The 22,226-nt window shown below is 40.3% G+C and carries 16 protein-coding genes and 2 pseudogenes; 7 read left to right on the plus strand and 11 right to left on the minus strand.

The annotated features are described in order from the left end of the window. Positions 1-426: 426 nt before the first annotated feature. The 5 genes and pseudogenes from QZZ23_RS13175 to mttB form a co-directional block, all read right to left on the minus strand. Positions 427-576 carry a hypothetical protein gene (locus QZZ23_RS13175; RefSeq protein ID WP_292470951.1) on the minus strand — a complete coding sequence of 50 codons (150 nt, stop codon included), beginning with the start codon at positions 574-576 and terminating at the stop codon, positions 427-429. A gap of 13 nt (positions 577-589) precedes the next feature. After that, on the minus strand, positions 590-883 hold the full coding sequence (locus QZZ23_RS13180) for a hypothetical protein (RefSeq protein WP_292470953.1): 294 nt from the start codon (positions 881-883) through the stop codon (positions 590-592). Between the two features lies 1 nt (position 884). Beyond that, positions 885-1,931, minus strand: coding sequence for a hypothetical protein (locus tag QZZ23_RS13185; RefSeq protein WP_292470956.1), 1,047 nt, complete (start codon positions 1,929-1,931; stop codon positions 885-887). Between the two features lie 274 nt (positions 1,932-2,205). After that, entirely contained in the window at positions 2,206-2,853 is a 648-nt protein-coding gene (locus QZZ23_RS13190) for a methyltransferase cognate corrinoid protein (protein WP_292470958.1), read from the minus strand. Positions 2,854-2,869: 16 nt separating this feature from the next. Continuing rightward, a pseudogene (gene mttB / locus QZZ23_RS13195) lies at positions 2,870-4,360 on the minus strand ([trimethylamine--corrinoid protein] Co-methyltransferase). 631 nt (positions 4,361-4,991) lie between these two features. On the opposite strand from mttB, the gene QZZ23_RS13200 reads away from it, so the two are divergent. Further along, positions 4,992-6,926, plus strand: coding sequence for a hydantoinase/oxoprolinase family protein (locus tag QZZ23_RS13200; RefSeq protein WP_292470960.1), 1,935 nt, complete (start codon positions 4,992-4,994; stop codon positions 6,924-6,926). On the opposite strand, the gene QZZ23_RS13205 is transcribed toward QZZ23_RS13200, so the two are convergent. Both QZZ23_RS13205 and QZZ23_RS13210 read right to left on the minus strand, forming a co-directional pair. Beyond that, entirely contained in the window at positions 6,923-8,992 is a 2,070-nt protein-coding gene (locus QZZ23_RS13205) for a GAF domain-containing protein (RefSeq protein ID WP_292470962.1), read from the minus strand. The genes QZZ23_RS13200 and QZZ23_RS13205 overlap by 4 nt on opposite strands. A 105-nt stretch (positions 8,993-9,097) precedes the next feature. Further along, positions 9,098-9,496 (minus strand): annotated as a pseudogene (locus tag QZZ23_RS13210) (PAS domain-containing protein); the annotation flags it as partial. Positions 9,497-10,189: 693 nt separating this feature from the next. On the opposite strand from QZZ23_RS13210, the gene QZZ23_RS13215 reads away from it, so the two are divergent. Genes QZZ23_RS13215 through QZZ23_RS13225 form a run of 3 tightly spaced genes read left to right on the plus strand, consistent with a single transcriptional unit; the run spans position 10,190 to position 14,196 of the window. Beyond that, entirely contained in the window at positions 10,190-10,315 is a 126-nt protein-coding gene (locus tag QZZ23_RS13215; RefSeq protein ID WP_292470964.1) for a hypothetical protein, read from the plus strand. Continuing rightward, positions 10,315-12,270 carry a hydantoinase/oxoprolinase family protein gene (locus tag QZZ23_RS13220; RefSeq protein ID WP_292470967.1) on the plus strand — a complete coding sequence of 652 codons (1,956 nt, stop codon included), beginning with the start codon at positions 10,315-10,317 and terminating at the stop codon, positions 12,268-12,270. Before QZZ23_RS13215 ends, QZZ23_RS13220 begins: the two co-directional genes overlap by 1 nt. Then, positions 12,271-14,196 carry a hydantoinase/oxoprolinase family protein gene (locus QZZ23_RS13225; RefSeq protein ID WP_292470969.1) on the plus strand — a complete coding sequence of 642 codons (1,926 nt, stop codon included), beginning with the start codon at positions 12,271-12,273 and terminating at the stop codon, positions 14,194-14,196. A 511-nt stretch (positions 14,197-14,707) separates the two neighbouring features. Here the strand turns inward: QZZ23_RS13225 and QZZ23_RS13230 are convergent. Next, positions 14,708-16,030, minus strand: a complete 1,323-nt coding sequence (locus QZZ23_RS13230) for a M18 family aminopeptidase (RefSeq protein WP_292470972.1) — start codon at positions 16,028-16,030, stop codon at positions 14,708-14,710. Between the two features lie 191 nt (positions 16,031-16,221). Then, entirely contained in the window at positions 16,222-16,347 is a 126-nt protein-coding gene (locus QZZ23_RS13235) for a hypothetical protein (protein WP_292470974.1), read from the minus strand. Between the two features lie 338 nt (positions 16,348-16,685). Between QZZ23_RS13235 and QZZ23_RS13245 the strand changes: the two genes are divergently transcribed. The 3 genes from QZZ23_RS13245 to QZZ23_RS13255 all read left to right on the plus strand — a co-directional run bounded on the left by QZZ23_RS13245 (position 16,686) and on the right by QZZ23_RS13255 (position 19,990). Next, positions 16,686-18,713: a histidine kinase dimerization/phosphoacceptor domain -containing protein gene (locus QZZ23_RS13245; protein ID WP_292470978.1), complete on the plus strand. Its 2,028-nt coding sequence runs from the start codon at positions 16,686-16,688 to the stop codon at positions 18,711-18,713. Between the two features lie 19 nt (positions 18,714-18,732). After that, positions 18,733-19,149 carry a response regulator gene (locus QZZ23_RS13250; protein WP_292470981.1) on the plus strand — a complete coding sequence of 139 codons (417 nt, stop codon included), beginning with the start codon at positions 18,733-18,735 and terminating at the stop codon, positions 19,147-19,149. Between the two features lie 61 nt (positions 19,150-19,210). Beyond that, positions 19,211-19,990 (plus strand): winged helix-turn-helix domain-containing protein, encoded by a 780-nt coding sequence (locus QZZ23_RS13255; RefSeq protein WP_292470983.1) that lies wholly within the window; start codon positions 19,211-19,213, stop codon positions 19,988-19,990. A gap of 552 nt (positions 19,991-20,542) precedes the next feature. Here the strand turns inward: QZZ23_RS13255 and QZZ23_RS13260 are convergent. Both QZZ23_RS13260 and QZZ23_RS14735 read right to left on the minus strand, forming a co-directional pair. Continuing rightward, complete coding sequence (locus QZZ23_RS13260; protein ID WP_292470986.1) at positions 20,543-22,027, minus strand: APC family permease; 1,485 nt, start codon at positions 22,025-22,027, stop codon at positions 20,543-20,545. Between the two features lie 122 nt (positions 22,028-22,149). Beyond that, the gene (locus QZZ23_RS14735) at positions 22,150-22,218 is read right to left on the minus strand and encodes a hypothetical protein (protein ID WP_366931360.1); all 69 of its coding nucleotides are present in this window, start codon (positions 22,216-22,218) and stop codon (positions 22,150-22,152) included. Positions 22,219-22,226 lie beyond the last annotated feature (8 nt).

Here is a 22,226-nt window from a genome sequence, read left to right on the forward strand (position 1 = left end):
CCTTCTCAACAGCTGCTATTACAACATCGTTCTTGCATGTGATAACAGCATCTGAAAGTTCTTTGAACATTTCTTCTTTGCTCATTCAAATACCTCATTGATTTTTGATAAATTCACAATTCTAATTCGATTCTTGTTTTGGAGGGGATATAGCCCGAAAGTAAAATAACATACAATAACGATAGATATATATGTTGCCTTTGGAGATACTATTTAAAGGTTACTCATGTCTTCCATTAGTATCTGGTATTTATATTTTTCCATTATATTGCGCTATTCAACCTTCGGACATAGATAAGGAAATAAACATCAAAAGACACAGATCAGTCACAAAACCTGTTCAAAAAGAGAACGCGGCCTTCAACATCACTGTGTCTTATCTACTCAACTCTCAACTTATTTTCAGATTCATTTGTTCGTTCCTCCTTAGAACTGTGAGACAAAAGTCCTTGCCTGCCAGAGTGCAACTATAGCAATGACGAGAATCACTACCATCCACAGCACATCTGCAGCTGGTAAAGGTGAGTTCACCCAGTAAGCATTGTAAGCTTCCATTGCGGCTTGTGTTTGTACCATTTTAAATCCTCCATCAGACATACATCAAACAGGCATCTGCTGCTCTTATCTTTCCAAAATCGGTGAGCACATATTTATGTAGAAGGAATCCTTTCTTGTAAATCCCATCCTCATCGACCTTGACCTCAATATCCTTGATCATACCACCCGAAGCCAGCTCGATTATATCGAAATTGATAGAATCCCTCTGAAAATTTCCTTTAAGGTTGTACTCTTTCTGAATCTGTTTAACGATCTCGTAGTTCCATTTACCATTATCATTGCACAATTCAAGTATTCTGAATTTAATAGGCCTGTTTCCTGCCATTTTAATCACCTCTCAATGATTCCATTTCGCCAGTGTCCTCAGAGAACATTATAGTACTACCTCCAAGACACAAAGCACCTCCAAGCAGAATGGTCCATGAAGGAACATCTCCGAAGAAAAGGAAGATGAATATAACAGCGAACAGACCGTAGAGATTTCCTATACCCTGACCTCTTCCTACACCGATCAGTGGGAAAGACTTGTACCAGGTAACATAACAGAAACCAAATGTAATACCGGCAAAGATCAGTACGAGAAGTGTCATTGGTTCGAATGCGAGAAGTGCATACTTGAACATTGGGAATCCTACGATAGCAAGCAGAGGAACAATAATGATCCACCAGATGATGTTCTCACCAACAAACCTCAGTGTAAGACCTACATCAGGTTCTGCAATGTCAAGACCTTTACCTGCGATAGCACCTTCAATACCCCAGCCGGCAGCTGCCATAAGTCCACCAAGGTAACCGATCCATGCAACATTGCCACTTCCAAGTTCCGAAAGCACACCGCCACCGAATATAGTGATACCACCGAGAATGATGAAACCAATACCAAGGAAAGCACGCTTGGAGATCTTTTCACCATACCATTTTTGAGCGAGTATAGAACCTATTACAGGATACATAAGTGCTGCAACTGCTGCAAAAGCACCACCAACAAAACCCATAGCAATAAATGATCCCAATATAGCCATAGGACCACCGAAAATAGATGCAAGGAAGAACCATTTAGAACATGGATGGAATTCTTTTAAAGTTCTCTTCATTTCTCCGAACTTACCAAGAGCGCCATTCCAGACCATAAGAGCTAACATAACAGTTAACGCATTGAATGCAGTGATAAGTACGGCCACTATAACCAGTGCCATTCCGTCACCGTTGGTAGCAGCTATTTCACCATACATTTCATCAAAAGGATTAAGTACCCATACTACGGTACCGGGGATATACCACAAACCCCAAAGCACAGCACAGAATAGGGCCCACATGTAACCGAATTTTACTCGGCGTTTATGCTCCTGTGTTTTCAATAATTTCAAATCCACATTAATACCTCCAATTTTCAACCTTCATTAATATGATCTGCCAAAATGACAGCCTTATATTGCCTCCGGAAAAACCGGAATTGAGAGGGGATATACAAAAGAGATGGACAGCATCAGTCCCTAATCCAACCGATAGATGAACATCTTCTTTCGGGGTGTATTAAAAACGGGAAGATAATATCCCCCAAAGCACCCATCTAATAAGTAACACTTCTGAACACTATAATAGAGAGAAGGATGTACCGTAAGATACATCCTTACAACTATACAGGTTTCAGAATAGTGCGTTCAGTTTTGCTACTACGTCAGTTGCATTCTCTCCGTAAAGATCTGCACCGATCTTGGTTGCCCAATCCTGTGTAACAGGAGCACCGCCAACCATTGTTTTAAGTGAGTCGCGAATACCTGCTTCCTTGAGCTGCTCCTCGATCTGAATCTGGCTGACCATTGTAGTAGTCATAAGAGCGGATGATGCAACAACATCTGCACCTATTTCTTTTGCTTTTTCTACATAATCTTTGATCTTAACATCTCTTCCAAGATCGATGACCTTGAATCCTGCGATCTTGAGCATTGTTGCAACAATGTCCTTACCTATGGAGTGGATGTCACCTTCAATAGTACCGATAACTACCTTACCCTTGCTTGCAGTTTCTGAACCCAGTCTTTCAAGCTCAGGGGTCAGTACAGCCACACCTGCACTCATTGCTTCAGATGCCGCGATTACGTGAGGAAGGAATAATGTGCCTGCCTCAAACTGGTCTCCAACCTCTGTCATTGCAGCGGTGAATCCATCCTGAATAAGTTCTACAGGATCGATTTTTGCGTCCAGGGCTTCCTGTGCAACTTCTGCAGCTACATCTTCATCAAAATCTAAGATCGCTGCTTTTGCCTTTGCGATAATCTCTTCTTTAGTTACCATTTTTTTAACCTCCTATTTACATGCTGGCCCTGAATGCCTTGTCAGCCTTTTCTACAACTGCCTGCATGTCTTTGAGCAGGTCAGCATCTATTGGTGCTACTTCGTGGTTCTTCATGATGTCAACGACTTTTTCATGAGCAACCGTTGCGATATCCTTTGCACCTGCCATTTGCCAGTCACCGAACATTAACCTGTCAATGAGCATTGGGTTGGACGGAAGGTCGATGTTCTGTCTTGTGCTCTTGTGTGCAAGGAAGTTCTTACCTATACCTACCTGGTCAATGAATTCTACTGAAAGTGTCTCTTCGTTTACAGGGATTCCTTGCATTGCCTTCTTTGTCATTGAGATCATGTCGTTGTCAAGAACGAGCTGCTCAAGTGAGAATGTCATACCGAGCTCAAGCATACCTGCACCGTACAGAGTGTTTGCACCTGCAAACGCGGGGAGAAGTGTGGTCATTGTCTTCTCATGGCCAGCCTGGCCATCAGGTATCTTGGCATCAGCCTACGAACCAGCAACGAATGTTGGCAGGCCGTAGTACTGACCGAGCTTTGCAACAGCTGCACTGATAAGTCCAAGTTCAGGTGAACCTACTGGTGCTGTGCCTTTCTTAAGATCGAATGTTGTAGTGGAGCTACCATACCATACTGGTGCACCTGGCTTGACCAGCTGTGCCAGTACAATACCGGAAAGTACCTCTGCGTTGTGTGTAACAAGTGTACCTGCAAGGTGAACTGGTGATGAACCGCCAGCCATTGCCATACTGAGTACGTTTACAGGTGTTCCGAACCTTGCACCCTTTATGATAACCTGACATGCATTGTCACCGAGCTCAAGAGGGCTTGTAGGACAGAGCAATGTTGAGAATATAGGCTTCTTGCGTGCTTCCTCATCATCTCCACCGAAGTATGCGGTAGCGATTTCCTGATAGTATCCCACATTCTCCCCTACAGGGTCGATGTGGTGGAAGTGCTTTGTTGTGTTCATCAATGGTGTCAGTGTCTCGTGGACATCCTGTGCACCCTTACCTGCCCAGTCCCTTGCGGAAACTGCAAGTGAGAAGTAGTTGATGTTCTCTGCCCAGTCACAGATCTTTGCTGTGTCTGCGAGATCTTTTTCTGTTGAATCAACGGTTGTGTACTTGCCAGGTGCCTGATAGTTGCACATCTTGACACCGGTACCGAAACAGGTCCAGTGTACTTTTCCTTTGTGTTCCTGCTTGACGTTGTTCTTCTTGTCACGTCCCCAGAGGACGAACTTGGAAGGACAGTCACGCAGTGCCCTGTTAACTACAAATTCAGGAATCTTGACAACCTGTGTTTTTTCATCGACTAAACAGCCACCTTCTTTGAAGAAAGCTCTTGCCTCAGCGTCAGAGACCTGGATACCAGTGTTCATGAAGACATCCATTGTAGCATAGTGTAGAGCTCTGAGATCGTCTTCAGAGAATAACTCCAGACTTATGCCGTCCAATGGACTTCTACCTGGGAAATATTGTTTTACCATTTTCTTAACCTCCAATGTAATTAATTTTCAAGATATCTCACAGATATCCTGAGGAAGTGTACATGCATTGTAGCGATGTGTTCCTGTAGAATAGGTAGAATTAGCTACTATATAAAGCTTACTTGCGGAGCTAGTATTTATATTTTTCTCACACGGGGTTTTTAGGCATTGTACATAAAGATTACCATCAATCAAAAAAAACTACATAGCTAAAATAAGCCTATAAACGCAGATTTTGAACACAGTCCAAATAAAGTAGAATGTTAAACAAACAAATTACAAATTTATTAGTACATATAGTTTACTATTGACAATAAACCGTTTTTAGTATATAATAATTCCGTTTAAACAGATTTCAGCATATAAATAACGTAACATATAGATCGGAAAAGCAAAAAAGACCAATTATAATTTTTAATTGTGTCATTTAGACGTAGTTCCGTTAAAATTAATAATATATAAATATTTCTAACGTGGGCCTGGATAACATCTAAAATTAAAGAATACAGAGCTTATTAGACAGTGTTTTTTTGGTTAACGCTGTTAATAAACTGACCACAGAATATATATAGCATGTTTCGTCAACAATCAAACAAATAAAAAATAGAAATAAGAAAAGGAGTTTACAAAAATGAGTTACAGTCTTGGAATAGATGCAGGAGGAACGTACACTGATGCAGTTCTTCTAAGAGATGATGACGACACTATAGTACAATCCAGTAAAGCATTGACAAGCTATCCGGATCCACTGGACGGGATCAAGAAATCCATCGATGGATTGGACCCCCTATGCCTCAAAAAAGTAAAAGTTGTATCAGTTTCAACCACACTTTCCACAAACAGTATCCTTGAAGGTACCGGGTCCCCTGTTGCCATGATACTTATCGGAAATTATGATATCAAACAAGAACTTCCAACCAAATATTTTTTACAGGTTAGCGGAGGACATGACCATAATGGTATTGAAACAGATGTACTGGACATCGAATCTATCAAAGTGTTTGCCCTGTCCGTCAAGGATAAGGTTTCAGCTTTTGCGATATCCTCATACTTTAGTGTCAGAAACCATGATCACGAGCTTAGGGCAAAAGAACTAATAATGGAACTCACAGGCTGTCCCGTAGTCTGCAGCTATGAACTTTCCCAAGACCTCGGGGCCTTTGAAAGAGCTGTTACAGCATTCCTGAATGCACAACTGATACCCGTAACTGAAAGATTTATGAAAACCGTTGAAGCGGAAATAAAATCCAGGGGAATCGATGCAAAAATATTCATGCTCAAATGTGACGGATCTGTCATAGGTATTCAAAGTGCCCTCAAAAAACCCATTGAATCCATTTTTTCAGGACCCGCCGGAAGTCTTGTCGGAGCTTCATTCCTCGCAAAAAAAGAGACATGTGCCGTTATAGATGTGGGAGGCACCAGCACAGATATTTCAGTGATATACGATGGTGTTCCTGAAATGAGTGATTCAGGTGCCATTGTAGGCGGATGGAAAACAAGGGTCAAGGCCATACGCATGGAAACATCGGCAATGGGAGGAGACAGCCATATATGGGTAAAAGGCAAGGATATCAGCATAGGTCCCAGGAGAGTCATTCCATTGTGCAGGGCTGCTGTCCTTTACCCTGATTTTCTTGAACAGCTCAAGACAAACCCCATTCCTCCAAAGATACGTCTGGGAATCAACTATCAGCCAACAAAATTCTACCTGAGAACAGACTATGAGACATTGGAAGCCAGTGATGAGGAAAATGAGATACTTGCTGCTGTAAAAAAGCATCCCACATCGACAACGGAAATATTCAACCGAATTAAAAAATACCCTTCCAGCAAAGTACTTGACAGCCTTATACAAAAGAGACTTTTGCAGCCCATCGGTTTCACACTCACTGATGCCTTGCATGTCCTTGGCGAGTACACGGAAAGAAATGTTGAAGCCGCAAATATAGGGGCTGAGCTGCTTGGTTCACTTACAGATATGGATAAATATGAGTTTGCCAGCCATGTCAAGAAAGAATTTGCCAAAAATATGGCATGTGACCTCATATCATTCTTCCTTGAAGGAGTAGATAAAAAGGAAATTAGGAAAATATTCGACATCCAGTCACCTGCAAAATTCAAAGTAGAAGTCCCGGTTGTACTTATTGGTGGACCTGTAGCTGCTTTTGTAGACGATATCCAGGAAATACTGGATGCCGAAATTATTCTTCCTGAGTATTCAAGCGTAGGAAATGCTGCTGGTGCACTAGCTGCCAAGGGAATTAGAAGATTTGAAGTGCTTATAAGACCTGCATCAATGGCAGCTCCTGACTGGGAATTCCTTGTGTTCTCCGAACATGGGAAAAGTAATTTCTATGAATATCAGGAAGCATTAGACTATGCAATTACCATGGGCGAAACTACGGTCCTTAATTACATGAAAGATGCCGGGCTTGATTCAAACCATATCAAAATAGATGTTAAAAAAGAAGAAATAGTTCCACTGGGATGGAAAACACCAATGGAAACAAAACTTGTTGTACTCGGTGTTGGGAACAGGAACGTTGAACAGGATTGCTATTAAGCACCTGGTTCCTTTATAACTGAAGAAATGGCAATGAGGACATCCTGTCCTCCCCAATCACCAACTGTGAACTTTGACTTGACCGGCACAAGAATCCCTTCTCTGCTTACAAGAGGAATCTCGCTTGTCGATGATTTACCTGCCATTATCTCATCAAGAGTTGAAAGAACATCATTTTCCCAGTCTTCAGGATAAAGCATGAGGAAATCTTTCATTTCAAGATCTTTTTCGGAATAGTTCAGGCTTCTAATCAGGGCTTCATTTATATGAAGTATCCGTCCCTCAATGTCCATGATAAATACCAGCTCATCGAGGGCATCAAGCAGGGAATTAAGGTTATTTTTATTTTTCTGATTACCTGAATCCTTTTTCATTCTGGATATTATGATACCTACCTGGTTTGCAATTGTCTCAATAAGATTTCTTGAGTTTGCCGGTATCTCCAGTTCAGTATGGGAACCAAGAATAATAGCTGCAACAAGCGAATCATTGAATTTAACAGGTATGAATGCCATTGCCTGCAACCCTTCATAATCAAGGTTCTCATTACGCATCATTACATTGATCTCATGGAAATATTTGTATACAGGATAACCTGTGGTGAAAAGACGTGACATTAAAGAATTAGAACCAAAATGGAACAGTGAAGTCACAAAACTTTCAGAAAGGCCACGATAAGCTACAGCATCGAAATCACCGGAAATCGGATCAATCAGGTATATAATACCGGAATCTATTGATTTGGCTTCGAGTGTGAAATTGAGGAGTTTCTCAAATGTTTGCTCAAGACCTGCAGTCTCACCCAGAACATTGTCAAGATCGCACTCGATACGCATAAAATTATTAGCCTGCTTGCGTTCAGTTATATCTACTATGATACCCTGAAGGTAATCCACTATTCCATCTTCATCGTAGTGAAGCATGGTTCTTTCATCAACCCATCTTACTTCACCTGATTTTGTCAGTATCCTGTATTCCTGACTGAAATCCGAAAATCCTTCTTTTGAAGCTCTTTCCACCCCTTCACGGACCCTTTGCAGGTCAGAAGGATGGATAATATCGCCGTAGATAATCTTTCCTGAAAGGAAATCATTAACAATGTACCCGAACTGCTCGATGTTATCGGATACGAATTCCACAGGCCAATCATGTTCAGGTTTCCAGAGGAACACGATTGCAGGGCTCGAACTCATGATGGACTCAAGTACCCTGCGCATTCGAAGTGCTTCATATAGAACTTCGTTTGTATGCTTATACTGAACAAGCTTCCACATACCTTCCAGTAGAAGTCTTAACTGGCGAACATCAGATTCATCATAGTCCAATCGTTTATTAGCCACCCCTGCCACTGCAACCACCTGATCATTGCAAAGTACAGGAATGGTTATATGTCGAAGCATTTTTTCTTTTTTTCCCGGATAGACATCATCGAGATGTTCCGAATCATAATGAGTGTTGACAATTACGGGTTTTCTCTCACGTATTGCTTCACCCCAGAAACCTGTAGATCTTACAGGATGGAGAAAGGTTTTTTCATTATCAGGCAAATATTCCCTGAGATTATTAGGCCACTGATAGGTTTCAAGCACATTTTCTTTTTCGTTCAATATTTCAAGATAGCCTGTTTTGCTATTGGTGAGTTCTACAGCCTTTTTAATAGCATACTCAGAAATTTCACGAATCGGTGAATCCTGCATATGATAGAGTTTCAAAAGAGCCTCAAGACGCATTTCATTCAGATTAATTAATTCCTCATCTTTTTTGTTCTTTGCAATATCTTCCATTATTCCGATGCCGCCAAGCAAAGAGCCGTCATCATCCATAACCGGAGTGAAATTTGCCTTGATAATCATCCTTTTTCCACTGATGCTGGAAATATATTCACCTTCATAATAGCCGGGATTACCCAAAAAGACAACATCAACAGCATTTCTCAGTTTTTCATCATTTAGTGATGAAAGAACACTGAAGCCAACTATCTTCTTCACAGGTGCTCCGACGATATCCGAGAAACTTTTGTTGCAGTGAGTAATAAGACCGTTTTCATCAAAATAGATAATTCCCACTGGGGAGTTTTCAAATATTACCTTATACTTTTTTCCTGTTTCCAGAAGTTCTCTCTCAGTTTTTTCAAGTTGAGTATTATCAATAATTATACCCTGGAAATGGGTGATGTTGCCTTCTTCATCCCTTTTTATAAATGATCTTTCAGTTACCCAGCGTATTTCACCTGTTTTTGTAATTATTCTATAATTGAGGGAAAAATAGGATGTGTTCTTTTTCTCAGAATGTTTTTTGACTTCTAAATGTATTCTGTCAAGATCATCAGGATGGACTATGTCTCCGTAAAGTAACTCCCCTGATAGAAATTCTTCAGGAGCATAACCTAATTGAATGACATTCCCAGATACAGACTCAACTGGCCAGTCTCCATCTGCTTTCCACAGGAAAGATATTACCGGACTACTATTATAGACAGCTTCAAGTTTTTTATCAAATAAATCAGGATTGTGTGCGTTCTTCCCGTGAGATTTATTTGCTTCTGACTTTTTAGCAACTGAAATATATATCGCTCCTTAATTTGAATCCATCTTTTTTAATGATACTTTTCACCGGAACAAAATTAACGTCATATAAATAGGTGAATATCGATGATTATTTGTATTTGCCAGTTGAAGCAGTTTTCCTGTATATAACAATATCGGTTATAACTTTCAATTAATCATACATAAAACTGATGGACAATATAAAAAAAATCAAGCTGTAGTCGTTTTATTATTAAAAAATGATGATACCCTTTTGTTGAGATTAAAAAAAATTGCTACTACACAAAATATATACGCAAGAATTATTTTCAGCTTACTTTCCTATTAAAAAACCAGCCATATGACTGAACAAGCATTTTTGTGTTAAATTAGAATGCAACACAAACAATGAAGCATTTACGATTCCACTATATATATGTTTCTTTGTAATTTCATAGTCATTATTTTAAATAAGTAAAACAAGAAACAGTATCAGTAGAGATATCATCTTCATCAGTCAATTGTTATAATAATGGTCCATCATACAAAAATATAAATACTAGAAATGTCATAAGGTAAAATGAGGTTAAACAAATTGTCTTGATTTAAATTGGGTCTATATCATGACAAAGAATCTCTGTAGAAATTCTACCTCCTTCAATTGCTCCTTCGTTTTACCTCCACTAAAACAAAAAGGAGCAATGTTTCTACATTAAATTTGTTTTTTGAGGGTTATAGATGTCTTTATCAAAAACAAGATATGTCGAACTTTTTAGTTTTGGGATGACTCATTCCCTGAAGAACTTAAGTACTGTTTTCAAGAAAGATAGCCTAAAGGCAAAGAGCACCTCGGAGATACTTTGATGTACTATAGTCTTGGAATAGATGCCGGAGGCACCTATACTGATGCAGTGGTTATACGGGACTCTGACGGAAGCATAATCGATTCCACGAAATCCCTTACAACCTACCCAGACCTTTTAACAGGTATAAAGAATACCCTGGATGGACTGGATCCTCATTATCTTAAAAATGTCCGCTATGCTTCAGTTTCAACAACACTTGCAACAAACAGTGTTCTTGAAAAAACCGGTTATCCTGTCGGACTTATTCTTGTTAATGATACAGATATACCAAACAGGGCAAAGATAGAACATTTCACTCTTGTAAATGGAGGGCATAACAGTGCCGGAAATGAGGTCTGCCCTCTTGACATGGACTCTGTCAGAGATTTTGTTCTCAGGGTCAAAAATAAAGTTTCTGCTTTTGCAATCTCATCATACTTCAGTGTACGTAACCCCGAACACGAATTGAAGATCAAGGAACTGATAACTGAACTCACAGGTCTCCCGGTGGTTTGCGGACATGAACTGTCACAGGACCTTGGAGCGTATGAAAGAGGAGTTACGGCATATCTTAACGCGCAGTTGATCCCTATAGCCAGTCATTTCATGGAAGCCGTCAGTTCCGAAATCGAGAGAAGGAACATTGATGCAAAACTCATGATGCTCAAATGTGACGGCTCCGTTGTCAGCATCAGTGAAGCTTTGAAAAAGCCAATAGAATCCGTATTTTCAGGACCTGCAGCAAGTCTTGTCGGAGCAGCTTACCTTTCAGGAAATGAGGATTGCGCCGTTATAGACGTTGGAGGTACAAGCACAGATGTTTCTCTGATACATCGGGGCATACCGCAACTTAGTGAATCAGGTGCAATTGTCGGAGGATGGCAGACAAAAGTCAAAGCAATACGCATGGAAACATCTGCAATGGGTGGAGACAGCCATGTATGGGTCAGGAACCATGTCGTCAACATCGGTCCGAGAAGGGTAATCCCACTCTGCCTTGCTGCCGTTGAATATCCAGAGATCATTGACAAACTCAAGCAAAACCAGGTGATACTCCGTAACCAGATAGGAGAGAACCTGCAACCCACCAAGTTCTTTGTCAGGTCCGCACAGGAGGCTCCGGATATCAGTCCTGTAGAAGAAGAACTTTTATCACGAATAGGTGACAGACCGCTGACTGTCAGTGAGATATACTGGAATGAGAACAGGCTTCCAAATCCAGGAACACTTGACCTGTTAATTCAAAAAAGGCTTATCAAAGCTATAGGGTTCACACCCACCGATGCCCTGCATGTACTTGGAGAATATAAACAGTGGAACATGGAAGCATCTTTACTAGGAGCCGCTATACTGGCAGCACTTTCCGGAACCGATGAAGATGAATTTTGCATCCGGGTAAAAAAGGATGTAGCCAGGAACATGGCATTAAACCTTGTTTCTTTCCTGCTTGAAGGGATCAGTAAAGAAGAGATAGAAAAGGTCCTTAGGGGAAAATTCTTTGCAAGATTCAAGGCAGACCTGCCTGTTGTCCTTCTTGGGGGACCTGTCAGAGCATATGCAGAAGAACTTGCAGGCTTCATAGATGCACAAATACTGGTGCCAGATCATTGTAGTGTGGGAAATGCAGTTGGTGCTGTTGCAGGAAAAGGCACAAAAAAACTTGAGATACTAATCAAAGCGAACTACACTCAATCCAAATACAATCTGAAAACATCATCTTTTGTTACTTTCTTCCCAGGAGGAAGAGAAGAGTTTGCATCATACCATGAAGCCCTGGAGTTTGGTGAAGGAATGGGAAGTAAACTCATTATGAACTACATGGCCGACTCAGGAATGGATACCAATGAAGTAATTATCGATATGCATCGAAATGATATTGTTACGCACGAAGGAGGAATCCCTGTGGAAACAAAACTCATTTTCTCAGGAATTGGCCAGGCAAGAAAAAGCAGAACAATAGTGGAGGTAGATTAAATGCAGTACAGTCTTGGAATAGATGCCGGTGGAACTTACACAGATGCGGTGATCGTCAGGAATTCAGATAGGAAAGTTATCGACTCGAACAAGGCACTTACCACCTATCCGGACCTGCTGACAGGTATAGAGAATGCCATAGACGGGCTTGACAGCAAATACCTGACTGAGGTAAAACTGGTATCAGTATCTACAACACTTGCCACCAATACTATACTTGAGAAAACAGGGTATCCTGTTGCTCTCATTCTTATAGGCAAACACACCCTGCCTGCAAATACGCCAATCAGTGATTACATCGTAGTGAAAGGCGGACACAATGTTACAGGAACCGAAGATGAGACTCTCGATATTGAAACTGTCAGGGAATATGCCATGAAAGTAAAAGATAGAGTATCCGCATTTGCCGTTTCCTCATATTTCAGTATCCGAAACCCTGACCATGAAAAAAAGGTAAAGGACCTGCTCACTGAACTTACAGGACTGCCAATAGTTTGCGGTCATGAGCTCTCGCAGGATCTGGGAGCATATGACAGGGGTGTTACAGCATATCTGAATGCACAGCTCCTTCCCATAGCAGACCAGTTCATCCATGCTATTCTCACTGATATTGAGAAACGCGGAATCGATGCGAAACTCATGATGCTCAAATGTGATGGCTCTGTGATAGGTATCCATGAAGCCATGGAAAAACCCATAGAGTCCATATTTTCAGGGCCTGCTGCCAGTCTGATGGGAGCTTCCTTCCTATCTAATAATGATACGTGTGCGGTTATCGACGTGGGAGGAACAAGTACCGATGTCTCACTGAATCATAATGGATTGCCTGAACTTGTCGATACTGGAGCAATAGTTGGCGGCTGGCAGACAAAGGTCAAAGCCATACGCATGGAAACTTCCGCAATGGGCGGGGACAGCCATGTATGGATCAAGAACCGAGGAGTCAATATCGGACCACGCAGGGTGATACCTCTCTGTCTTGCTGCTGTGAAATATCCTGGATTCATGGAACAGCTCATATCCGGTAGAACACCTTCAAGAGTGCAGCTTGCTGAAAATATCCAACCCACGAAATTCTTTGTCAGAACAGGCAAAGAGGCAGTAAATCTCAGTACATTTGAAAAGGAGCTTCTTGGAACAATAGGTAATGAACCTGTTTCCATCAATGATATTTTCTGGAAGATCGGAAAGCCAATGTCTGCAGACCATGTAGATTCACTGATACAGAAAAGGCTTGTCCAGGCGATAGGTTTCACACCTACCGATGTATTGCATGTACTTGGAGAATACACAAAATGGAACCGTGAAGCCTCACTTACCGGTGCAAAGATCCTTGCAAGACTCACACCCATGGATGAAAATGAGCTTTGCCTGCATATCAAAAAGGAAGTAGCCATCAACATGGCACTTGACCTTATGAGTTTCATGTTCAAGGGTGTTGACAGATCTGAGATCGAAAAAATAATTCGCGGTGAGTTCTTTTCACAGTTCAAAGTGAATGTCCCGGTGGTGCTGCTGGGCGGACCTGTGCATTCCTATGTTGAAGAACTCAAGAAACTAATAGATGCGAATATTATAGTTCCCGAACACGCAGATGTGGGAAATGCAGTAGGAGCTCTTGTAGGAAAAGGTGTCAAGACCATAGAGATACTTATCAAATCATTCTACCAAAAAACAAAAAGGACTGTTCTGGTTTTCTCTCCAATGGAAAGAAAGGAGTTCCCACTTTACTCAGAAGCTGTCGAATACGCAACGGAGCTTGGGAAGAAACTAATACTTGAATATATGAAAGACTCAGATATCAAAGCAGAAGATGTTAGTATCGAAATCAAAAGAGAGGATATCACAATGATCGAAGAAGGCGGGGCTCCTATCGAAACAAAACTCATTTTCCTTGGAACCGGAATCTCATATACGGGAAAATGAAGACATAATTGACCTTCATTTTCTATTTCTTTGTTTCTACTATATTTAGATTGTGTTTTTCAAGGAAGAAATCCAGATTGAAAACGCATCTATTCGACACTCTCAGAAGGATATGCTATTTGTAATGACAAAAATATAAATACTAGCAATTCCTAGTAACTAATAACATAAAGAAGAGAATCATCTTGGAAATCGGATCAGGTTGATCGAATGGACTCTAAATCCGTTCAGTCGGGTTAAATTCCCGGGGTTTCCGCCATTATCTGTGTTTCATTGTGTGAGAGATCACATAATGACAAAATCTTTTTTGTTTTCTTTTAATCTCTTATCTTAGATGCTAATTGGATTTACTAAATCTTAACACCCTTTTAATGTACATGATATTCCATTGAACTTTCTCAGATTCATTTATTCACAGAAAAACTGAGTGACAGGAAAAACAAAAAATTCTCCGGGAAAGGATGCAATTCACCAGAAAAATTAACCCGAAGAAATCAACGATCTTTCTGTATTATTCCTCCAATTGGAAGAATGTCCTGAATATCTCAATGGAATCCAGGAAGTCCTGTTTGCCCATCAATTCCCTGGTTGAATGCATTGCCAGCATCGGCACTCCTACATCGACCACATGAATAGGCAGATATTTACTGAGCAACGGACCCAGAGTCGTTCCTCCTGGCTGATCTGAATGGTTCACGAACTTTTGATATTTCACACCGGCTCTGTCACAGAGTTGCTGAAAAGCTGCAATTGTCTCCACTTCCGATGCATAGGAACGATTGCCACTAATCTTAATAGCTATTCCTCTGTTCATTACAGGCTTATTGGTAATATCGGTCTTTTCACTGTAATTGGGATGTAATCCATGAGCACCATCAGCCGAAATCACAAAGGAGTTCATCACCTGACGGGTGAATTCCTGTTCCGTTCCCGTAAGGACCCTTTCCAAAATTGTGCCCAACATCACCGAGTCAGCGCCTTGTCTGGTCCTGGAGCCAATTTCTTCATTATCCATGAATGCCACCATGCTAATTCCGTCTTTTTGCTTCGATTCTACAAGAGCTTCCATAGCAGTATACACCATGGATAGATCATCGATTCTAGGACAAGAGATGAATTCCTCTTTAGCTCCTACCAATATACCTTCTTCACTACAATAGACATTCAAGTCCATGTCCAGAATATCCTCACAAGCGACCCCTGCTTCCTCAGCAACCAGATCCAACAGATAATTCTCCTTGATCTCATCTTCGATCAACTGGGTTAAAATAGGTTGCATTTCTTTTTGCACCTTGATTTCCACACCTTTATTGACCTCGTTGTTCATATGGATAGCAAGATTAGGGATGATGAGTATCGGTCTTTGAATATCCAGATGGATCACTTTCGGTTTCAACACTTCATCGGACTTCACTGCTATCCTTCCGGCAATGGAGAGAGGACGGTCGAACCATGTATTCAGAATAGGTCCGCCGTAGCGCTCCACATTCAGTGTCAACATTCCCTGACTGTTTACTTCAGGACTGGGTTTTATCCTGAATCCTGGACTATCTGTATGGGCAGCGATCATCTTTACCCCTTTTCTCAGAGATTCACCGCTTCCGATAGTAAAACCCACCAGCATGGAGGGATAGGGTGTAAGATAGTATTTCCGTGAAGCATTCAACGTCCATGGTTCATTCATATCCAATTCTAAAAAACCTTCGGAATCCAGACGTTCTCTTATAGCATCCACCGTCTGGACTGCTGTTGTAGCCTTTTTAATAAATCCAAAAAAATCACTGATATAATCCCTGATATTGTCCATATTTACCATCTTTCTCATGATGCCCATGGCATTCTGTTTTGTAACGGGCTTTGAACCTAGTTTTCAACATAGCTTTCTATTATGTGAGAGATCACATAATGACAAAATATTTTTTCTTTTGTTTTAGCACAATAGTAGATAAATAGATTCTCTGGGAAGGGTGCAATTCATCAGAAAATTTAAGCCCGGAGAAATTAAACGGATCTTCTACAATGGTTTCAATAATTGTAACTCTTTGCCACTTTTATCATTTTCTGGAGATTTGGAGTGAGTGTCTTGCTCACAGCAGCTGCACCATCTACATTTTTATCAACACTTATACCATCAACACGATGACTCCACATAACTGCAAGACCAATAACTGATAGTTACTGTTCTTGTGTACCGGCTTTTATATTGCATCCAAACAACTCTGTTTCGGCAATGATATCAAAATGAACACATACACCTTTAAATTCGAACTGTATGTCCGGGTTCTGCAAGCATTGCCATTTTTTTCTGCATCATCATTGGCTTCAATAAAGACAAATACAACGGTATTATATTACTTCAAAGCTATTGTAATTTTAATAAGCGTGTATTTTAAAGTCAAACAATTCTAACCTATTACTAACACAATAAAACATTGCAGATAAATGCAATAACAAACAGATTGCAGGCTTTACAAAGTAAATTGAAAAACATGTCACTGAAACTCAAACTTATTCTGTATATAGTCACAGGGACCTTACTTGTACTTGCAGCAAGTACTGCAATGACCATTTCTACAGTGACCACCCAGGAAGAGGAACTTGCCTACCAGCAATCCATAGAGATGGCAAAGAACTACGCCAGCGAATTCAATGGAGATATGGAAACAAATCATGCTATTGCAGAAACCATGGCCTTAAGTATTGGTAGCTATGACTCTATGAGCAGGGAAGAAGCAAATGATATGCTTTACAACATGCTGGTAGAACATCCTCATTTGCTTGGTACATATGTTGCCTATGAACCAGATGCCTTTGATGGTAATGATGACTTATATGTGAATTCTCCGGGACATGATTCCACTGGAAGATTTATTCCTTACTGGAATAAAATTACAGGGTCAATCACACTTAATCCTCTTCTGAATTATGAAACACTGGATTACTACCAATTACCAAAAAAAACAGAAAATGAAGTACTAACAGAACCCTATTATTACGAAGGTGTGTTCATCGTAAGTCATGTTTACCCAATCATGAAAAATAATGAATTCATCGGAATCGGGGGAGTGGATGTTTCGCTGAATTATCTGGACGAAGCTATCAGCGAAGTAAAAGCATTTGACACCGGCTATGCTTTCATGACCGGTAATACTGGCATTCTGGTCTCACACCCCACTAATAAAGATTGGATCGGGAAAAAAACACTTTATGATTTCAACAATGAAGACTTTTCAAAAGTTGCGGATGACATCGGAAAGGGAAAAAATGGTCACATTGAAACTATCGACCCCATTACCGGAAAAAATATAGTAATGTTTTACGAACCAATACGAACAGGTAATTTTTCATTTATTCTGGTCATTCCAAAAGAGGAAATGTTTGCAGGTGTGAACACCCTTAGCAACAAGCTTTTGCAAATATCATTTGCGGCCGTAATTTTCATGGCCGCTATATCTTATTTGATAGCATTGTCCTTTACAAAACCTATCAATAACATAGTTAACGATTTTAAGAATATATCAAAAGATGCGGTCATGGGAAATCTTGACTCGAGAGCTGAAACAAATGTTGAAACTGATTTCAAAGAGATTCCCAAAGGCCTCAATGAAATACTGGATGCAGTAATAACACCTATTCGTGACACTGTAAGGCTTACAAATGCACTTGCAAAAGGAGAACTTGGTGAAAGATCTCACTTAAATGTCCATGGGGAATTCAGACAACTTGCAAATACACTGGATAACTTCGCCAAATTACTCGATATTATCATAAAAGACTCGAATCAGGTGCTTACTGCAATACAGAACAATAATTTCTCTAGGAATGTACGGGTATATGGAGATGGTGATTTCCTTATCCTGACCAAGGGAATAGAAAAAACAAGGGCAACTCTGTTAGAGATGATAGATGAACGCAAAAAAATAGAAGAAATAAGGAAAAAAGAGATCCATCATCGTATAAAGAACAACCTTCAGGTCATTTCAAGTTTGCTTGACCTTGAATCCGATAAATTTGAGGATGAAGAGGTTATTGAGGCTTTCAAGGAAAGCCAGAACCGTGTGATATCAATGGCTTTGGTGCATGAGGAACTTTACAGGTCGAAGGACATGGAAAGCATAGATTTTTCCGATTATCTTATGAAGCTTGTTAATGAGCTTTCATATTCATACGCTGTCAATAAAGAATACATTAAAATTAAAATGAATGTTGAACCCACTTTCCTTGACATGGATACTGCCATTCCCCTTGGGATGATAGTAAATGAACTTGTTTCGAATTCATTCAAGCATGCTTTTAAGCAGGAAAAAGAAGGGGAAATATATGTTAAACTGAGCCTTGAAAACAAGGAGTTGACATTAATTGTAGGGGACAATGGTACCGGCTTTCCGGAAAACATTAATTTCAAAGAGACAGATTCTCTGGGATTGCAACTGGTCACCACCCTGACATCCCAGATAGATGGTATAATTGAACTTGATAGAAACAAAGGCACAGAATTCAGGATAACTTTAAAATGATAAAATTTCAGGTGAACTCATGGAAGATATAAAAATTCTTGTGGTAGAAGACGAAGGTATCATTGGTCTTAATATAAAGAAGAAACTCAAAAGTTTTGGATATACTGTGCCAGCTATAGTTACAACAGGGAAAGAAGCTATAAAGATGGCAGAGATAACATTCCCTGATCTCATATTAATGGATGTGAGACTTAAAGGGGACATGGACGGAATAGAAGCTGCTGGGGAAATCCGTAAAAATTTCGACATCCCGGTAATCTATCTCACTGCATATTCAGATGATGAAGTCCTTGAAAAAGCCAAAAAAACAGAACCTTACGGGTATATAGTTAAGCCATTCAAGGCAAATGACCTGAAAAGCAACATTGAAATAGCACTCTATAGACATCAAATGGAAAAAGATGAGCAGGACAAAACCTGCAATAACAATGCATAATCGTTGATAAGTCCCATTAAGTCCATACGTCATAATGTTAAATATATAACAGTTGGTTTGAATGAAAAGTTCATTAATAGACATAATCCTTAATTCGGAAAAACGGAAGAATGTTCTGCTTCTTCTGATGGAAGGGGAAAAAAGCCGTGAAGAAATAAAAACAAGTCTTAATGTTACTTCTACAGCTCTTATTCCCCAGATCAAGAAACTCAAGGAACACGGCCTTGTCATTCAGAATGGAGATTATTACATCTTAACCAATATGGGGAAAGTGCTGGTAGCAAACATGCTGCCCCTTTTAAATGCGGTGGACGTTTTTGAAGAGAACAGCAATTTTTGGCTGAATCGTAATCTTAATGGCATCCCTGAATCCATACTGAAGAGATTCGGTGAACTCGGAAACTGCGTTATTATTGAACCTGACCTTAACTACCTTTTTGAATTTCCTAAAGAATTTACAGAAAACATAACTAAATCCAGTTATGTTATGGCTTTTAACGCTTATTTCCATCCTGAATATCCAGCCCTTTACTCCAGTCTTGCCGAAAAAGGAATAGATTTTTCCCTGGTTACAACAAATTCTGTCCGTGAGAGAATGGAAAAGGATTACTCAGAAGATATAAAGAAGTTAATGAGTTTTGAGAACACTGAGATGTTTGTGTCAAGCGAGATGACAGGCCTGGCAACACTGGTTACCACAGACCGATTTCTTTTTCTCTGTTTCTTTAATAACCAGGGACATTATGACCACACAATCCTTATGAGCTTTGACAATAATGCGTTGAAGTGGAGCAAAGAATTGTTCTCTTATTTTAAAGATAAAGCAGAAAATATCTCTTAAACATGAACCCATTTCAAAACTGGGCTCATACTTTTTTGTTTAGATAAAACTGACATCAACATGCACAGTGTCAATTAAAATTTTGCCTTTTTGATAGCGGGGAATCACACAGGTATTTCATAATCAGATTCTAAATACCTTCCTTATACCGCCTTTTTAGTCTTCTCAATGCAGTTAAGTTTGAGCCCATAATGATCGGGCATATCTTCTATCTACAACCAGTTAGCAGAACAAAGAGGATACCATTGATTACCTTACGGTCATCAGCTCTCTTTCTTTCATATTGGTTATGGTGGTAAAAAAACGGTAAATATACTTCCATCATTCATCAGAGAGTTCTCTAAACTCCAGGCAAACCTTTCATACCATCATTGTGCGAAGTAGTATTTATCTTTTTGAAGCGAACTCCACAAAAATTAAAAAAGTATTTGGCAACCTACTGATTTTTCCGGGTAAATTGCCAGATTTGCTATTTTGCATAATTGGAGGTTATGCGAAAATAAAAACATATTGCAGTGAACTTTTCAGTGCCACTGCCAGGATTTTCTGACTTTATGCACTTTGCGGTTCCACCTGCTTCGCAACATGATTTTCATGTTGTGAATAATACCACATGGGTACGTACAGAGCCAGTACAAGAATTCCAACACCAGTAGAGAACCAGCTGCCTTCGACACTGTTAAGGTAAATGATACCGATCAGACAGAGAGGAAGGTTGAATAGACCAAACATTAGTGAAACATTTTTCCAGCCACCTGGTGCCTTGAAAGGTCTGTCAAGACCTGCAAGATGTGGGTCTGCTTTTGCCTTTACGTATGCAAAGAGACTGATACCGTTTGCACAAACATATCCTATAGCGGATGCTGCAAGGATAGCTGTTGGAGTACCCATTGAAATGAGTCCCAGGTTAAAGACACCAATAACGACCATTGCCAATATAGGAGTACCATGAGCATTCACTTTACCGAATACTCTTGGAAGGTTTCCTTCAACTGCCATTGAGTGCATTGCTCTTGCAGAACCAAGGTAAGCGGTCTGGATGATAAGGACCATTGCTGCAATGAGCATTACAATAGCAACCGTTGAGCCCATGTCACCGAGAGCTGCCTGTGCAACAGGAAGCATAGGATCGATTGGTGCGTTGGCAATACCATCGATACCAAGTACACCGGTAACTGTGGTCTGTACGATTACAAATGCCAGAAGACAAATCGCACCACAGGTGAAGAGAGCTTTTGGTACATCAGTACCCGGGTTCTTGTATTCAGGACCATAGATAGCTGCTGTTTCCCATGCACATGCACTCCACTGTGCCATTGCAAAAATACCAAGCAATATCAGAATGTGATGAAGGTCCCATACCCAATCAGTTGGCAACCAGGTGCTTGTGATATTTGTAATTACGAAATCACCTGTTATATAAGGTGCCACTGCAATTATAATCAGTGGAATAAATGCGAGTGCTGCGAGAATATAACCTACCACTGCGCCACTTGAAACACCACGATAGTTAACAAGTATAAGACCGCCGAATATAATAATACCTGCAATCAATGAAAGCTGATATTCACTGAAAGTACTGGCAAGTGAAGGGAAAAGACTGTGCAAGTAAAAACCTACAAGGATAGCAAAGATAGCAAGTACGGGATTCCAGGCGAACCAGTAGCTCCATGCGCTAAATCCACCTATAAGTTTACTTTTGTCATATTTTCCTTTATAATTTGGTGTTTTGAAAACATTCTGTGCAAATCCGGGAAGACCGGATGCCTTTGGGAAAGCTGTTGCAAGTTCACCATAAGCCAGATTCTGCATGAATCCCTGGAATACGGAAAGACCCCAGACAATAATAGCAGCTGACCACAGATAACCAGCAAAGTATCCAATTGATGGCAAGATCAGCAGAGGTACACCTACAGCAATTGCAAGACCCTGTTTCCAGTCGATAGACCGCTCAAGCCCACTGTCGCCCCCGGTATCACAAACCACTTTGGAACACTGCTCTGCGTGATGCCAGTCAATTCCTTCTTTTTTCTCCATTTATTTATCACCCCTTTTTTTAGGTAATATGTGACATCTGCAACTTCCAAAAAAATTGCAGATGCCGTTTATGCTGCTTTATCAACCACTGATTGAGATAATACCGGCAGCATAAAACTCCTTTACTTCAACTGTCCCCTGAACTTTTCACAAGAGTTTATGTTGATTCCGAGCAGTTTCTCGATGTTCATCTTTGCTG

Source organism: Methanolobus sp. (assembly GCF_016278385.1).
Taxonomy (GTDB): domain Archaea; phylum Halobacteriota; class Methanosarcinia; order Methanosarcinales; family Methanosarcinaceae; genus Methanolobus.

Excerpts from the sequence above, each read along its gene's own strand:
- QZZ23_RS13175 (WP_292470951.1), bottom strand. The coding sequence starts at position 576 with ATGGTACAAACACAAGCCGCAATGGAAGCTTACAATGCTTACTGGGTG.
- QZZ23_RS13180 (WP_292470953.1), bottom strand. The coding sequence starts at position 883 with ATGGCAGGAAACAGGCCTATTAAATTCAGAATACTTGAATTGTGCAAT.
- QZZ23_RS13190 (WP_292470958.1), bottom strand. The coding sequence starts at position 2,853 with ATGGTAACTAAAGAAGAGATTATCGCAAAGGCAAAAGCAGCGATCTTA.
- QZZ23_RS13200 (WP_292470960.1), top strand. The coding sequence starts at position 4,992 with ATGAGTTACAGTCTTGGAATAGATGCAGGAGGAACGTACACTGATGCA.
- QZZ23_RS13215 (WP_292470964.1), top strand. The coding sequence starts at position 10,190 with ATGTCTTTATCAAAAACAAGATATGTCGAACTTTTTAGTTTTGGGATG.
- QZZ23_RS13220 (WP_292470967.1), top strand. The coding sequence starts at position 10,315 with ATGTACTATAGTCTTGGAATAGATGCCGGAGGCACCTATACTGATGCA.
- QZZ23_RS13225 (WP_292470969.1), top strand. The coding sequence starts at position 12,271 with ATGCAGTACAGTCTTGGAATAGATGCCGGTGGAACTTACACAGATGCG.
- QZZ23_RS13230 (WP_292470972.1), bottom strand. The coding sequence starts at position 16,030 with ATGGGCATCATGAGAAAGATGGTAAATATGGACAATATCAGGGATTAT.
- QZZ23_RS13235 (WP_292470974.1), bottom strand. The coding sequence starts at position 16,347 with ATGTGGAGTCATCGTGTTGATGGTATAAGTGTTGATAAAAATGTAGAT.
- QZZ23_RS13245 (WP_292470978.1), top strand. The coding sequence starts at position 16,686 with ATGTCACTGAAACTCAAACTTATTCTGTATATAGTCACAGGGACCTTA.
- QZZ23_RS13250 (WP_292470981.1), top strand. The coding sequence starts at position 18,733 with ATGGAAGATATAAAAATTCTTGTGGTAGAAGACGAAGGTATCATTGGT.
- QZZ23_RS13255 (WP_292470983.1), top strand. The coding sequence starts at position 19,211 with ATGAAAAGTTCATTAATAGACATAATCCTTAATTCGGAAAAACGGAAG.
- QZZ23_RS13260 (WP_292470986.1), bottom strand. The coding sequence starts at position 22,027 with ATGGAGAAAAAAGAAGGAATTGACTGGCATCACGCAGAGCAGTGTTCC.